The organism is Ottowia thiooxydans DSM 14619 (genome assembly GCF_000422885.1).
In the GTDB taxonomy this organism is placed as follows: Bacteria; Pseudomonadota; Gammaproteobacteria; order Burkholderiales; family Burkholderiaceae_C; genus Ottowia; species Ottowia thiooxydans.
The window spans coordinates 62,920-78,635 of record NZ_AUGX01000028.1 but is presented as its reverse complement, the minus strand read 5'-3'; the positions used below and the strand labels follow the sequence as shown (position 1 = coordinate 78,635).

Sequence of the window (15,716 nt, the reverse complement as noted above, 5' to 3'; positions counted from 1 at the left end):
GGGTTGGCAATGGCTTCCTGACGCACAGCGTCACGGCTCAGTGTGCTGACAGCCTGTGCTTCATTCAGAAACAGTGGGCCTTCGCCAGATGCTGGTTGGGCTGCGAAAGCGTTGCCGGCCAGAACGACGGAAAACAGGGAAGCGAGGGCGATGGTTTTAACTTGCATGATCTTTTCCTTTGAGTTGAATCTTTGTCCAGCGAGACTGCCCGTCAAGGCGGCCTCCTCTTCGTTGAATCCGCTTTATCTTTTCGGACTCACCGCGGAGGAGGCTTTTGCTTGGAAAGCTACTGGCCGGCTCCGTAAGACGTAGTTTGCGCTCGCAGAGGGGTGTTTAAAACCCCCAAACGAGAACAACACTTTCTCTGGATTGGAAACAATCTTTTCGAAGAATCAGGATCACGCCAGGCTCGAACTCGCCCTTGCCTTGTGGATGTAAGAGCCTTGGCTGATCGCAACGGGGAAATGAGCGCTTGATGCCAAGAACTCATCCAGTCCATCACACACGATCTGAGCGCCCGCACGCAACGATTGCGTGAGGTGATTTTCCTGCCCAAGGCTAGCGCCGGTGCGCCGAAGGCATCGTGAGCCAAGGGCTTGAGGCGTCAGCGGCTACTCGCCTCCCCGGCTTACTTCAAGCGCCGACGCTTTGAAACGAAGGCGAGTCCGGTCATAGCGATGCTCGCAAGGATCAGTGCCAGTGGGCCGGTCGCGGGGACGGCCTGCGGAGCAAGCAGAGGCTGGGACGGGGTGGGGCCAGCCGACACACCGTTGAGCGTCAAGGCGATAGTGCTAGCACCCTCTGCTTGCACCCGAACAGAGCCTGTTGAAGTGCCAGCCGCTGCTGGAGCGGTGAATGTTCCTGTGATTTGGCAACTAGCTCCGCCCGCGAGAGGTAGAGGCGCTATTGGGCAGTTATGAGTGATATTGAATGGCGGATTGGGAGGCAAGACTATGGCGGTAATGACGACATCGCCTGCAGTGGTGTTGATCACAGACCGAACAATAGGGGCAGAGGTGCTACCTGGGGCTGTATTGGTAAAGGACATCCCCCACACGTCATACACCAGGCTCTGAGCCTGGGTCAGCGTGCAAGCTCCGAAAACAACAGAACCAAGAATTGTTTTGTACACGCCACTGGCAATAGAACGCATTCATCCCTCCCGATTGTTTGAATAGATACCCTCTCCGCCATTGTGCACTGTCTAGCAGCATGCCCTTGCGCAGTCGGCTTTTCTTTGCCAGAGCGACTCAGGAATGCAACGACCTCAGACTAGATTGCGCGCCATGCACAGGGGGGCTGGCATCATCCGAATGCCATGTCTTCAGGTGATCGACCACCACATTGAGCACCAGCCCTTCAAGACAGATCCCGGAATCTCTTGCAGATTGCAGCATCTGGGCATGTAGCTCGGCATCGTTAATCTCCACAATCCGGCCGCTGGTTCGACACACCAACCTGAAGCGCGCGGCCTGGCCCAGGTCTTTCGGCTTGAAGCGATACATCATCTTTCGATGTCCGTACCCCCATTCGCGCAAGATGAGACCTCGGGCTGCCATCTCTCGCGCGGCCAAATAGATCGTGCCCACAGGCGACTTGGTCCCGCGCTCGATCAGCCGTTGGTAGATGGCATCAATACTGATGGAGCGAGGGGCCGAACTTTCCAGCACCTGCATGATCGCGATACGCGCGGCCGTAGGGCGAACCCCCGCCGCCCTTAGTGATTCCAGAATGGATTCCGTTGTTCTCATGGATGATCGCTATAGATGGCCATCCGGGTCTTCGCCGGACGGCTGTATGGCTGATGTGCAATGCCATGGATCGATCTCCGCGCGTTGCGAAAATCACTCGTGCCACTGATAGATCACAAACACCACTCAGAAGTTCATACGCATGCCAACAGCCACGTAGCGCCCCATGTTGCCGCGTGCACCGTCCGGTCCTCGGCTGGTGATCCTCTGCTTGTCAAACAGGTTGTCCAGCTTTGCATAGAGCTGCACGTCGCGGGTGAGTTGATAGGATGCGGAAAGATCAACGGTGAATAGGGCATCCGTTTCCAGATAGCGGGCGTTGACTCCGGGGCGGCCACAGGTATTGGTCGAGCACGATCCGGAGGAATAGTTGAGCGAGATGTAGCTCTTCCAGCTAGATGTTTCCCACCCTACTTGTGCGGCAGCCATGTGTTTGGGGGCGTATTCAAGTACATCGCCTTTCTTCACACCTGAGGCGACATCGGAGTCCTTGGTGTACTCACCCTTCGTGAAGGTGTAGGCCAGCCTGGCAGGGAAACGGTGTCCGCCTTGGTTGTAGAGATCCGCAAACACGCCAAGCTCCAACCCGTACACCTTTTTGGATCCGGTTTGCTGCGTGCCTTCCACTGCCCCACCGGGGCAAGGATTGCCTACCAGGCAATTGCGCATGGCATTGGTGTAGTCGGTATAGAAACCAATTGCGTCCACGCCCAAAGAGCCCTGACGATATCGCACACCGCCCTCGTAGTTGATGCTTTCTTCGCCCTTGGTGCCGTTGGCCACTCCCGATCCAGGCGGCGCAAAGCCTTGGTGAACACCACCCAGCAGCGTCCACTGAGGCGACAGTGCGTAGTTGGCGCCGAGGCCTATCGTCGTTTTGTTGATCTGATTGCTGTTCAGATCAGTCTTGGTCTGTGCGGTGTTGGCGTGGCTTCTCACACGTTCGTGGCGGAGCACAGGCATCAGTGTGAGGGAACCCATGGTGATGCGGTCTGCCGCCCAGAAGGCCAACGCCTTCGCCTCGCCTTGCATCAGTTGCGCGGCACTGGTGGACTCATACACCAGGCTACCGTTGACCTGCTGATAGATGCTGTTGCCAATGCCCGTGGCCCCGTTCTTCGTGGCGTCATGGTGCCACCGCACCCCAGCCACCACTTCATGCTGCAAGCCTCCCGTGGCGAAGGTCTTCAGCATGTCGACCTGCAGGCCTTTGGCCACGAAGTCCTGATGGTTGTGCCCATAGCGCACGCCGTTGGCGTGGGTTGTATTGGCAGTGCCGTCCAGGATGCCCTGCATCAACCCGGCCCCTGGTTCATTGTTGTTGATGATGTTCGTTACCGACCCTATCCCCACACCGTTGACCTGATTGAGCCGGTTGTAGTGCCTGGAAGTGTCTGCCCAGTAGGCGGTTGTCGTCAGAAGTGTGCTGGGGTTCAACTCGATCTGGTGACGAGCGCTGGCTGACTTGCGGCTGCGGTCCATGCGCTGAAGCTCGCCCAGTCCGTAACGGCGGTTTGGGTTGGCCCGGAAGTCAGCGTCAGTCAATCCCAAGTAGCTTACGTCCGCATCTTCCTGGCCGCTGAAGAGCTTGATGTCAACCTGCTGGTTGTAGGCAGCGCCAGTTGCGCTGCGCCAGCGCCCTTTGAGCAGATACTCAGCGGCATCGCTGCCTGCTGTACGTTCTGAGCGGTCGAGCTTGTGGAATCCGTCAGTCTGGCGCTGATACGTCTCAGCCAAAAAGCCCCATTGGCCGATCGTCGCCCCATAGTTGGCGTGTACCTTGCGAGTACCAAACTGCCCGAGTTCGGTCTTGAGCGTACCCGAAGCCACTGCAGGGATAGGCGTGGACAGCAGGTTGATGGCACCGGATGTCGTTTGGGGGCCGTAGAGCAAAATCTCAGGCCCTTTCAGAACCTCAACGCTCGCCATGCGACCGACAGTCGGAAAGTAGTAAGCCGACGTGTTTGCATAGGGCGACATGGCTGCAGGAATGCCATCTTCCATCAGCGAAATGCGGCCGCTGCGGCCCGAAGAACCGGCACGAATGCCGATGTTCGGAAATGTCCCCATGCCATCTTCTTCCCGCACGTAAACGCCAGGCACCTGCCGCAAGACACTGTTGATGTTGGTGTTCTCGAACTTCTCCAACTCCTTCTCGGTCAGGACATACGCGGAACCCATGGTGCTTTGCGGATCCTGCGGCTTGGCGATGACGGTCACGGCATCAAGCGTCTTGACTTCTGGCGCGGTCGACTGGGCCATGGTCGTCAGCGGCAAAGCAAGCAGACAACATACAGCGGTTCCGTGAGCCACCGTCGTGCGGCGGAAACGGTGAAGAAAAGGACGTGAGGCTTGCGCCCTTGGGAGTGACGGATGGAAGATCATTAGCGGCGTGTTCTCATAAATCAAATGCGAATGAGAATCATATTTATCGACGCTAAAATTAAGATGATCTGAAAATGACAATCCTGTCATCTAGGGAAGCTCTGCACAAATCGATCGGAAAGCGTGAGCAGTGGTTCGGGATAGGATGCAAGGCGCATATCCGCACGGATGCCGGGCGGTATCGCGAGGATTTGCAACGCGGCAGACCGCAGCCAGGCGCCCTCCGAATCCACCGATGCATACGGTGATCGATTTGTGCAGAGCCTCCCTAGTGGTTCTAAAGCAATCTGCCTCCTTCAACGTGGCGCTTCTTGCACGGCATCACGAACCCGCACCTGCGCAGATGCCAGAGCGCTAGGGATTTCGAACCCAATGGAGTTGCCATCCTTGTGCACTTGCATGAACACGTTGCCTCCGTGCATACGTGCAATTGCGTGAACAATGGCGAGACCCAAGCCATGGCGTGAGGTATGGTCAGAGCGCGAAGCATTGGCACGGAAGAAGCGGTCAAAAATCCTTTCGGCCACTTCTTCGGGAATTGGAAGGCCCGCATTGAACACCCAGATTCGCACCCTGCCCGGTAGGGCCTGAATGTGCAGTTCCACGCTGCGCTCACCTTGCGCATGGCGGATGGCATTGGAGAGCAGGTTGGCCATGGCGCGGCGAATCAGCGCCTCGTTGCAGATGGCAGTGGCCGTACCAACGCGCACTGCCGTCAGATCGGCCTCATCGAGCAGCGCGCTGCAGTAGTGGATCATGGCATCGGCCAGAGCACCAAGATCAGCCCGTTCCAGGCTTTCAGCGCTTTCTCCCCTATCGGCCCGGGCCAGAAACAACATATCGTTAACAAGCTTCTTCAGCCGTTCGAGCTCCTCAAGGTTAGACGCCAATGCATCTCTGAGTTCCTCGGAAGAGCGCTGCCGGCTCAGTGCGAGTTGCGTGCCACCGATCAAGGTCGCGAGCGGCGATCGCAATTCATGAGCTACGTCGGCACTGAACGCTTCCGATTGCCGAAAGACCGCTTCACGTTGATCAAGCGTGCTGTTGAACGCCTGAACCAGCTCAACCAGTTCGGCGTCAACGCTGGTCATGGACAGGCGCCCACCCTGGTTAGCCGCATGAGCCTCCCGCGAGAGTTGTCTCAGGCGGCGTCCGCTCCAGCGCATACCGGGCACAGACAGCGCCGCAGCAATCACGATACCAGCACATCCCGCCACTAAAATGATCCAGCCGAAGTAGCGCAACTCGGCCTGACGCGGCGCGACAGGAGCCATAAGACGCACTTGTGTGACGAACAGTCCGTCAGCCGGAATCTCCAGATCGACTGTGTCGAACTCCTGTCCATCCAGCATGACAGTCCAAACCGGCGAGTCCCCACCGTGCCCGGCTGCGGCTAGCTCCTTGGCAGTGTCCGAAACGGCTTCCGTGCGCATGCTTGTACGCAGGTCGGGGTGTAGATCATTCAGCATGTCCAACCGATAACGCAAGTTCTTCAAGCGCTCGCCTTGATCGACTGGCAGATCACCCATCAACAGCCATCTGGCCTGTCGTTGTAGCAACTGGTGATCGCTTTCAACCAGATGCGCTTGCAAGGTCTTGAAGAGCGCCGTCCCTACGACCGCAAGAACGACCGCGACCGCCATTACCTGCACGCTCGCCCAGCGCAAATGCAATGACCTACGCCACCAGTTCAATCCAGTCATCTATCGCCCAGCTGCGCCAAGACTGGCAGCATGGCCAGTTGTTGATCAACGCCGCTCAAGCACATACCCCATCCCACGCACGGTGTGCAGAAGCTTTTCTTCCTCGGGCTGATCGAGCTTCAGGCGCAGACGCCGGATCGCCACCTCGACCACATTCGTGTCGCTGTCGAAACTTACGCCCCAAAGTTGCTCTGCCAACTCATTGCGCGAGAGCACTTCTCCTTGGCGGTGCAGCAACAACGCCAGCAATGAATACTCTTGCGCGGTGAGCGTGATCTGGCGGCCGGACCGATACGCCCGGCGTCGCCTGGGATCCAGTTCGAGGTCTTCAAGCTGGAACTGCTCCGCCTCATCCGTGCGCCGCACACTGCTGCGACGCAGCAAGGCTTGCACGCGGGCAAGAAACTCGGAAAAAGCAAAAGGCTTGACTAGATAGTCATCCGCCCCGCTCTGCAAACCACGTACACGGTCTTCAACCCGGTCGCGCGCGGTAAGCATCAGCACAGGAGCATTCGAAGTGATCCTCAGCCCGCTTAACACGCCAAAACCATCAATGCCAGGAAGCATGACATCGAGTACGAACAAATCGTAGCGTTCCACGGCAGCGAGATGTAATCCGTCATCACCGCGGGAGGCAATATCCACCGTGTATCCACCGGCCTCCATCAAGCCTCGGCGTAAATAGTCAGCTTGCTTCCAGTCGTCTTCCACTACGAGTATTCGCATTACCGGCTCGCCTCTGTGGCCTGTGGGATCACGCGCATGCTTGGTTTCGCGTCATAGGTACGGCATTCATGGGTGCTGCGTTCAGGTGAGCATGCCGGGTCTCTGAAGCCAGCCTGCCCTTACGCTGGCGCAGAACCGATGGCTCCTCCCAGTACTGGAGCTCCCCCCCGGACAAGCTGCCAATGCGGTCTGCTATCGCAAACGCTTCGGCCTGATTGTGAGTTACAAGAATGGCTGTATGGCCGGTGGATCGCAGGATATCCCGAACCTCTGCCGCCAAGTGCTCACGCGTATCGGAATCAAGGTTGGAGAACGGCTCATCAAGCAACAACAGCTCCGGGGAGGGCGCCAGGGCTCGTGCCAAGGCCACACGCTGTTGCTGCCCGCCGGACAATTCATGCGGATAGCTGTCCCCGGCCTTTGCCAAGCCCACCATCTCCAGCATGGCGGCGACACGCGCCTCGCGCTGTGCCCGTCCTTGACGGCGTAGACCAAAACCGACATTACGCGCCACGTTCATATGGGGAAACAAAGCGTAATCCTGAAACATCATGCCTACATGCCGAAGTTCCGGAGCCACCTGCTGTTGGGGCGAGGATAGCAAGCGCCCCTCAAGCACAATGCGACCTTCACGCACGGGCTCGAACCCCGCTATGGCACGCAGCACAGTGGACTTGCCACAGCCCGATGCGCCGAGCAAGCAGCCTATGTGACCGCGTTCCAGCTCCAGGCTGAGCCCAGGAGTGACCGTGCGCAAGCCTCGTGGTGTGTCGTAGGCGAGGTGGATGCGATCAAGTTCGAGCAGGATGGACATGGTGACTCAGGATTCCATTCTCAAATTGGTACGCGCCAGAAGGATCACTGGCAGCAGGCCGGCCACCACAATGGCCAGCGCCGCTACGGCTCCCTCCTCATAGGTCCCGCGGGCCGCTTCCGCGTACAACCATGTGGCCAGGGTGTCGAAATTCAACGGACGAAGCAGCAAGGTGGCCGGCAACTCTTTCATCGTGTCCACGAACACCAACAGCGCACTCGCTGCGAGTGCAGGCTTGAGCAACGGAAGGTGCACGCGCCGCAGCGTGCCGCCCGAGCTTTCGCCAAGCAACCGTGACGCTTGCTCCAATGACGGAGGAATGCGTGTGAGACCGGCTTCTATGCTACCTGCCGGAATCGCTACAAATCGAATGACGTAAGCAATCACCAGCGCCGCTGTACTGCCCATCAGCAGCAGGCCGGAGTAACCGAATACCGCACCCAGCACCTGGTCAGCAAACATCAACGGCGTCAGCAGACCGATCGCAAGTACAGTGCCCGGCACTGCATACCCCAGGCTGGCCACACGCACGCAAGCGCGGGACATGTTGAACCGGACGCTTTCACGAAGCGTGCGGCTTGCCCACGCCAGCATCAGGCCGCAAGCCACCGCCAGAAAGGTCGCGATCGAAGCCATTAGCAGCGTGTTGACCAAGGCTCGAATCAACTGCTCTGATACTCCACCCACCAGATTCAGCCGCTTGAGCGTCTCCGCAACCAGGTAGGCCGTGGGCACTACAAAGCCCAGCAACACAGGTATGGACCCCAGTGTCAGCGCACCTGCCGCTGCCAGCCCCCGCAGCCGCCTGGGTTGCATGGGGCGCATGCGTTGCGTACTGGCGAATCGCTGGCGCCTGCGGCCATGGCGCTCCAACAGGATCAGGCCGACGATGATGCAAAGCATGGTCAGCGCGATCTGTGCTGCACCACCGAGGTCCGAGCGGGTGGTCCACGTTGTATAGACCGATACGGTCAAGGTCTGCACGCCCAGGAATTCGGAGGCGCCTATGTCGTTGAGTGCTTCCAGCAACGCCAGGCTCATGCCCACGACGATGGCAGGGCGCGCCAGTGGCATCGCCACTTCGCGGAACACCTCACCGCGGCTTGCGCCCAAAGTGCGCGCGGCTTCGAGCAGACTGGCCGCCTGGCTCATGAACATCATGCGTGTGGTCAGATACACGTAGGGGTACAAGACGAAGCCCAAGACAAAGACCGCGCCTGGCAATGAACGTAGATCGGGTAAACGGAACTGGCGTGGACTGTCATAGCCCAGCAGAGTGCGCAACGCTGTCTGTACCGGCCCAATTGGATGCAAAAGATCCAGGTACGAGAATGCGACGATATAGGTAGGCACCGCCAGCGGCAACAACAGCGCCCAGATGATCACCCCGCGCCCCGGAAAATCGTAGGCCGTTACCAACCAGGCGCTACCGGTTCCCAAGGCTGCGCATAACAGGCCAACTCCCGCCAGCAATAGCAGTGTGTTCCGTAGTGCCTGCGGTAGAACGTAGCTCGCCAGGTGCGACCAGTGCGTTGAATCTGCCATCAGCGCATGGCCGCTCAGAACCAGCACGGGCAACACCACCAGAAACGCCACCAGCATGGCGCCCAGGAGGCCCGCCCTCCCCCGACCGGCGGCTAGCATCCGCCACCTTTAGTCGAACCATATATCCGCATAAGTTGTTCCCTGCACCTGCCCGATGCCTGATATCCCTTGCGGCGAAACCAATGGCAACGGCCATCCGAAGATGGCCATGCCAAAAAACCCGCGCCGGCGCCCGGCAAGGCGTTGTCAGCCTTAGTTGTCGAAGCCGACCTTGTCCACTAACTGGCTAGCTTGCTTGCGGTACTTCGCGATTTCAGCCACGGAAAGTGCATCGATCTTCAACGGGCCCATGGCCGACATGACCGCATCCTGTTGCACATTGGCACGGATGGGGTACTCGTAGTTGCTGCGCGCATACAAGGCTTGGGCCGGCTCGGACACCAGGTACTCAAGCAGCTTCACTGCGTTCGCCTTGTTCGGCGCGTTCTTGGCCACGGCTGCGCCAGAAACGTTGACGTGTGTTCCACCTGTTTTCGCAAACGTTGGGCGGATGGCTTTGATGCCGTCACCCCATTTACGGCTGTCGCTGCCCGCAGCGGCGTTCTTCATTTGCCCCACGTAGTAGGAGTTGGCGATGCCGATATCGCAGATACCGCCCAGGATGTCGCGCGCCACGTCACGGTCACCACCGGCGGCCTTGCGGGCCAGATTAGCCTTCACACCACGCAACCACTGCTCAGCCTCGGCCACGCCATCGTTTGCGATCTTGGCGGCGACCAAGGCTGTGTTGTAGGGGTGCTGGCCGGCGCGAATGCAGACCTTGCCCTTCCATTTGGGATCGGCCAGCTCTTCATAGGTAAAGCGAGTAACGGGCAAATCCTTTTCCGCATAAAGCACGCGGTCGCGCAGCGACAGCGCAAACCAGTGGCCCTGAGCATCGCGCAAGTTGGGTGGCAGCACCGACTGAAGCGTGGCAGATTGCACTGGTTGAGTCACACCCCCGTCCACCAAATCAATCAGGTTACCTATGTCCACCGTCATTAACACGTCGCCGGGTGAGCGCGCGCCCTCCGCCTTGACCCGCTCCAGCAGGCCATCTTTGACGAACACAGTATTCACCTTGATAGTGCCACCTTGCTCCTTGGTAAATGCATCGATAAGCGGCTGAATCAATGCCGGCTCGCGGGTGGTGTACAGATTGACTTCACCGGCTGCCATGGCTGCACCCGCCATAGACGCGGCTGCAACCCATACGGATAGGCGAGCAAAGGAACGAGGTACGAATTTCATGAAAGTGCCTTGAGGAAGAATCGCAGAAAAAACCAGCCGATCTATTGCGGCGCATCTTACCAAGCGCGAGTAATTCTTGTTCTCATTAACCACAGGATTGACTTCGGCTTTTGTTATCTTTCTGTCATTTTTCAAAATACCCAGGCCTTGATTCGTCCAAACGCCTCCTTCTGCTATTCGACTGTAGCAATGGGGAAAGACACACACTCTCGCTCTGTGTAGGCTTATTCATTAAAGCTGGTGTTCACAGCGAACCTGATTGGATGACTTGGAACGCGAATAAATGCCCGGCTGTATAACAATTTCGTAGCGCCGGATACCAATCAAACGGCTATTACACGGGAATCAATTGATATTGAGGCGCCGTGAATATATGCGTAGTAAATAACTAAAGGCGATGCCGCAAACCCGCCTTGCAACCCTTTGCCGCGCCTGAACCAAATCCACCGAGAGATTGGTTGAGCACCCTGGTCGACGCACCCAGGCCTGCGCCTCTCACATTGCCTCCACCGGTCTCTGCCTGAGCCCTTGCTTCTGTCTCCCTCTAAGTCATGAGGGCAATGGATTGATGACACGTCCTCCCGTGGTTACACTTCACGTTAATGCGAATAACAATCAATTGCAATTACTTCAATTTATTTGCTTTGTCGACGCTCTCCAGCAAAACGAAGCTGTTGTAGATGCGGAAATCCGAAATTCTTACCTGCCTCCGAGCGCCAGTAGGCCGCCACTCTCTTCAGAACAGTCACCATGACCATCACCACTGCGCAGACTGGCCGCATTGACGCCAAGAGCAAACCTGCCGGCTTGGTTCGCTACCGCTGGGCCGTGGCTTCCCGCGCCTTGGCCGCCATCGGAGGTGGGTATGCGCTTTCAGCCGCCGTGGCGAGCGCCCTGAGCCTGGTGTTGCCACTGCTGGGTATGCCGCGCGCTGACGCCGTCGTGGCGGGGACCTTGTTGGGCTTCGTGCTTCATGCCGTCGCCGCCATGTGGGCCTTTGGTTGTGCCACAGCGTGGCGTGCGTGGATAGGCATCGCCGGGCCTGCGGCACTGGCCAGCGCCATCGTCTGGTGGTTTCCCAAAGGACACTGATGCGCACTGATGGCAAATCCGAAGGACTGCGGCAGTCCATGTCTTGGCTGCACACCTGGAGCGGCCTGATACTCGGCTGGTTGCTCTATGCGGTGTTCTTCACCGGCACGCTGAGCTACTTTCTTGACGAGATCAATGTGTGGATGAAGCCCGAGCAGCATCGCTCGGTGCCAGGCCCCCACACCGCCCAGCGCGCTATCGAGAGCATGCAAGGCCTGGCACCGAACGCCGCGAACTGGAGCTTGCGGCTGCCCGGTGAGCGCCAGACCGTGGTAGCGGCTACCTGGCGCGAACACGGGGCGCCCTCAGGCAGGGCCGGCACCAAGCGCGCGGACCTGGACGCAGCCACCGGTGAAAAGATTGACTCACGCGAGACGCGTGGTGGCAGCTTCCTGTACCGCTTTCATTTTGAGCTGCATGGCATGCCCCGCATCTGGGGGCGCTGGATCGTGGGGATTGCCACCATGGTCATGTTCGTGGCCATCCTGAGTGGCGTGGTGACACACAAGAAGATCTTCAAGGAATTTTTTACCTTCCGCCCAAAGAAAGGCCAGCGCTCCTGGCTGGACGCACACAACGCCACGGCGGTACTCGCGCTACCGTTCCACATCATGATCACGTTCAGCGGTTTGTTGCTGCTGATGTCCATGCTCATGCCATGGCCCATTGAAACGGCCTACAACGGCGACACCCAGACTTACTTTGCCGAGCGAAGGAGCTCGCTGGCGGGCGGCGCCAGCACGACTGCGCCCAATACTGCCTCACAACCGGGGGAGCGTGGCGAGCAAGCAAAGTCATCTGATATAGCCACAATGGCTCCCCTTGGGCCCATGCTCGCGCAAGCACAAGCGCGCTGGCCTGAGCGCGGGGTGGGCCTTATCTCCGTGCAGAACCCCGGAACGGCAGGCATGACGGTCGAGCTACGCGAGCAAGGCGGGCGCAGTCTGATCACCCGGGGCGTCAGCGAGCGACTGGTGTTCGATGGTGTGAGCGGGGCACTGGTATCAGCCCCTCCCCTTCTACAGCCATCGGCCACCAGCGCCACCTACAACGTACTGATGAGTGCGCATATAGGTAGGTTCGCCGGCCCATCATTGCGTTGGCTGCTGTTTTTGTCTGGTGTGGTGGGCACGTTCATGGCCGCCTCGGGCATGGTGCTATGGGTGGTCAAACGACTACCGGAGCGGCGCAAACTCGGGCGTACACCCATTGGGCACCGGATGGTCGAGATATTGAACGTGGGTTCTATCGCTGGCTTGTCTGTGGCAACGGCCGCGTACTTCTGGCTCAATCGCCTTTTACCAGTTGGCCTGCAAGAGCGGGCCGAATGGGAGATCAGAGGGTTTTTCACCGTATGGGCCCTGTGCGCCCTCTGGCCCATACTGCGCAGCCACCGCCGTGCCTGGATTGAACTGATGGGCCTGGCCGCCCTGCTCTGCGGATTACTCCCACTACTCAATCCGCTCACCGGCGGCGCTGGGTTGACCAGCAGCGTGCCACAAGGCTTGTGGGCGATTGCCGGCTTTGATCTGGCCGCGCTGGCATTAGCCGCATTGCATGGCGTGGTGGCCTGGAAACTGCTGCGCGCACCGCTTGCGCCCACCCAGCAAACCCGCGCAGGGGTACAACCGGGTACAGGAGGAGGCGCATCTCTCGCTGCAGCCCAGGCACCGGAGAAGCTGATATGACCTTGATTGCGCTGAGTTTATGCCTTGCAGCCTTCACCGCACTAAGCTTGGCCATGGAGCGCCACCAGGAGCAAGTGTTTGGCCGCACGCTGACGCGAAGTGCCACCATGGGCTGGCGTTCTCTGGGCTGGGCTTTGCTGTTGTTGTCGCTAATACCTTGCCTGGCATTGGGCAGCGCATCTTTGGCCATCACGGTCTGGCTGGGAGTGCTGACCTTTGGCGCGCTTTCGCTCGGCCTGCTACTGACCTATGCACCACGTACGGCATTGCCAGTGTTTGGTACGGCATTGATATGGGGAACCTTGGCTTGGGTCTGGTGGGTCTGAATTGATCTCCCAACGCGGCCTTATGTTGACACCATCACCTCGCCCAAACCTGAGATGCAGGAGGCAGGTGCGGCCGCTTTTCACAGCGACACCAACCGCTCCACACCGACACTAAAAGTTTTTTGATCACCAGCCAGCTACCCATCGGGATTCTCCCGGCCAGGAAGCGCGCCATTTGCACTTCCTATCCATTACAAACGGAGAATTTCAATGGCCCATATCAAAAGCCGGAAACAGGCTCACGCGCAAAAAAGGCGCCCCGCTCCCAGCCCCATTCTCATCGCGATTGCGTTGCTCGCATCCGGTGCGAGTCACGCACAAACGGCCGTGCCGAATGCCAATCCTGAGGGCCCTTCATTGCCCGCAGTGACAGTGACCTCCGAAAAAGACGGCACCGCCAATGATGGCTATCTCGCTAAAAAAATCACGGGCGTGGGCATCTGGGGCGAGCGCAGTTTGCAAGACACGCCCTACTCGATGACGGTGATCCCAAGCGAGCTGATTGAAAACTCAAACGCCAAAGATATGGATCAAATCTTCAAGATGATCCCCACCACCCAGGAAACGGCCAACTACGCCAGCGATGCCACAGACAACGCCTGGGTGACCATTCGCGGATTTCAAGTCACCAACCCCATCATTAATGGCATTCCTTATGTCAGCAGGGTGGCTGGAACGCCCATGATGCAAGACATCGAACGCGTTGAAGTCATCAACGGCGCCACGGGATTCTTGTATGGTGGCGGACGTGTGGGCGGCGCAGTTAACTACATCACCAAGAAGCCAACGCTTGAGAGCCTCAAGCAAATATCTGTCGGCAGCTACGGCGGTAAATCCTACTTTGGTCATGCCGAACTAAGCGGGCAATTTGATCAAAACAACGTCTTTGGCTACAGGCTTAGCGCTCTCTACCAAAATGGTGAAACCGCCAAGAAAGAGAAGCGAAAAATTGAAGCTGCCAGCTTCGTAGTTGACTTCAAGCCCAACAACAATCTGTACGCTGATCTGAAGTTCAGCCATAAGTCCACAGTCAACCCGGGGCCCACCATTTTCTGGGCAACCAATGGCCAGATCGATCGCAGCCGCACCGGGATCGGGAGCAACCAAAGCTACACCCCCGAGTGGTTGAAACAGGAGTTCCGTTCGAACAAGATCGAGAGCAGCGTCAAATGGAACATCAATGACGTGGCCACGCTGAGGTCGAGCGTGTTCCATGAAGAAGTAGATAAGACGGGTGGAGATGCCCGCATGCGTTATTTGAACAACACCGTGTTGGCGACCTCCTGGTTTGGAGATTACGCCTGGCAACAAAACACGAAGAACGGGCTCAACGTATACCTTGACTCCAAGTTCAATATCTTCGGCATTTCCAACACGCTGACTGTGGGTTACTCCACGTCGTCAGACAAGATCTATAGCAGCACGGACAACTCAAAGAGCTACTACACCACCGCCGACATGAGTCTTGAAGCCTTCAGAAATTTCGCTCAACCAGCGGGCTGGGGTAACGTGGGTCTCACACCCAGAACCGCCAGCACCAAGACCACCTTCGACAACATCCTGATCGGCAACGACATCAAGTTCAATGACCAATGGTCTGCGTTGATCGGCGGCAACTACGCCACCACCAAAAGCTTGAACTACCGGACAAACGTCAACTACAGCAAATCAGCGTTCACGCCCACTTTGTCGCTCATCTACAAGCCAGTCAACAGGCTGACCACTTATGCCACGTACATCGAGAGCCTGGAAGCAGGCTCCATCGTGGGCAATGGCTACATGAATGAAAACCAGGTGCTAGCCCCCTACATCAGCAAGCAATACGAGATTGGAGCCAAGTACGCTTTGAGTGACAGAGCACTACTGAATGTGGCGCTGTTCAGGATTGAAAAAGCCAACTCTTACGAGATCGGAACCACGCCCAAACCAACGCTATCGCAAGATGGCAAACAGGTTCACCAAGGCATTGAAGTGGGGATCACAGGCAAGGTCACGGACAACCTGACCATCCTGGCCGGTGGCACCTGGATGGACTTGGGGATCAAGAAAGCCACAGACAAATCGCTGGAAGGCAAGAAACCAACCAGCGCCGCTTCGAAGTTGGCCAAGATCACGGCAGAGTACAGAATCCCTGGGATTCCAGGCCTGTCTGTGTCGGGCGGCATCTACTACACCGGCACCAAATACAGCAACGCGGCCAACACAGACATCATTCCAGCCTACACATTGTTTGACGCCGGCCTGCGGTACACCACTCGCATTGGAAACCATGCCACCACGTTCAACTTCACCGTTCAGAACATTACGGATGTGGTTTATTGGTCTAACAACCTGGCATTGGGTGACCCCAGAACGTTCGCGTTTACTGTGAAAACCTTGTTCTAAGAAGCGCTTTT

General features: G+C 57.9%; 12 protein-coding genes. 4 read left to right on the top strand and 8 right to left on the bottom strand.

Annotated elements, in window-relative coordinates:
• Window positions 1-628 precede the first annotated feature (628 nt).
• The 8 genes from G518_RS0119835 to G518_RS0119800 form a co-directional block, all read right to left on the bottom strand.
• Window positions 629-1,153 carry a hypothetical protein gene (locus tag G518_RS0119835; RefSeq protein WP_028604033.1) on the bottom strand — a complete coding sequence of 175 codons (525 nt, stop codon included), beginning with the start codon at window positions 1,151-1,153 and terminating at the stop codon, window positions 629-631.
• A gap of 97 nt (window positions 1,154-1,250) precedes the next feature.
• On the bottom strand, window positions 1,251-1,751 hold the full coding sequence (locus G518_RS0119830) for a Fur family transcriptional regulator (RefSeq protein WP_028604032.1): 501 nt from the start codon (window positions 1,749-1,751) through the stop codon (window positions 1,251-1,253).
• A 126-nt stretch (window positions 1,752-1,877) separates the two neighbouring features.
• Window positions 1,878-4,064: a TonB-dependent receptor family protein gene (locus G518_RS0119825; RefSeq protein ID WP_211231747.1), complete on the bottom strand. Its 2,187-nt coding sequence runs from the start codon at window positions 4,062-4,064 to the stop codon at window positions 1,878-1,880.
• 368 nt (window positions 4,065-4,432) lie between these two features.
• Window positions 4,433-5,839: an ATP-binding protein gene (locus G518_RS38660; RefSeq protein WP_084652011.1), complete on the bottom strand. Its 1,407-nt coding sequence runs from the start codon at window positions 5,837-5,839 to the stop codon at window positions 4,433-4,435.
• Between the two features lie 45 nt (window positions 5,840-5,884).
• Complete coding sequence (locus G518_RS0119815) at window positions 5,885-6,565, bottom strand: heavy metal response regulator transcription factor (RefSeq protein WP_028604030.1); 681 nt, start codon at window positions 6,563-6,565, stop codon at window positions 5,885-5,887.
• Window positions 6,566-6,593: 28 nt separating this feature from the next.
• Window positions 6,594-7,379 (bottom strand): ATP-binding cassette domain-containing protein, encoded by a 786-nt coding sequence (locus tag G518_RS36020; RefSeq protein ID WP_084652009.1) that lies wholly within the window; start codon window positions 7,377-7,379, stop codon window positions 6,594-6,596.
• A 6-nt stretch (window positions 7,380-7,385) separates the two neighbouring features.
• Window positions 7,386-9,023: an ABC transporter permease gene (locus tag G518_RS0119805; RefSeq protein WP_028604029.1), complete on the bottom strand. Its 1,638-nt coding sequence runs from the start codon at window positions 9,021-9,023 to the stop codon at window positions 7,386-7,388.
• A 153-nt stretch (window positions 9,024-9,176) separates the two neighbouring features.
• Window positions 9,177-10,157, bottom strand: a complete 981-nt coding sequence (locus tag G518_RS0119800; protein WP_425414297.1) for a Fe(3+) ABC transporter substrate-binding protein — start codon at window positions 10,155-10,157, stop codon at window positions 9,177-9,179.
• An 807-nt stretch (window positions 10,158-10,964) separates the two neighbouring features.
• Between G518_RS0119800 and G518_RS0119795 the strand changes: the two genes are divergently transcribed.
• From G518_RS0119795 to G518_RS36010, 4 genes are all read left to right on the top strand, one after another.
• Window positions 10,965-11,306: a hypothetical protein gene (locus G518_RS0119795; protein ID WP_051237079.1), complete on the top strand. Its 342-nt coding sequence runs from the start codon at window positions 10,965-10,967 to the stop codon at window positions 11,304-11,306.
• Entirely contained in the window at window positions 11,306-12,994 is a 1,689-nt protein-coding gene (locus G518_RS36015; RefSeq protein WP_051237077.1) for a PepSY-associated TM helix domain-containing protein, read from the top strand. The genes G518_RS0119795 and G518_RS36015 overlap by 1 nt, the downstream gene beginning before the upstream one ends.
• Window positions 12,991-13,320, top strand: coding sequence for a DUF3325 domain-containing protein (locus G518_RS0119785; protein ID WP_028604026.1), 330 nt, complete (start codon window positions 12,991-12,993; stop codon window positions 13,318-13,320). The genes G518_RS36015 and G518_RS0119785 overlap by 4 nt, the downstream gene beginning before the upstream one ends.
• 210 nt (window positions 13,321-13,530) lie before the next feature.
• Window positions 13,531-15,705 carry a TonB-dependent siderophore receptor gene (locus G518_RS36010; RefSeq protein ID WP_051237075.1) on the top strand — a complete coding sequence of 725 codons (2,175 nt, stop codon included), beginning with the start codon at window positions 13,531-13,533 and terminating at the stop codon, window positions 15,703-15,705.
• Window positions 15,706-15,716 lie beyond the last annotated feature (11 nt).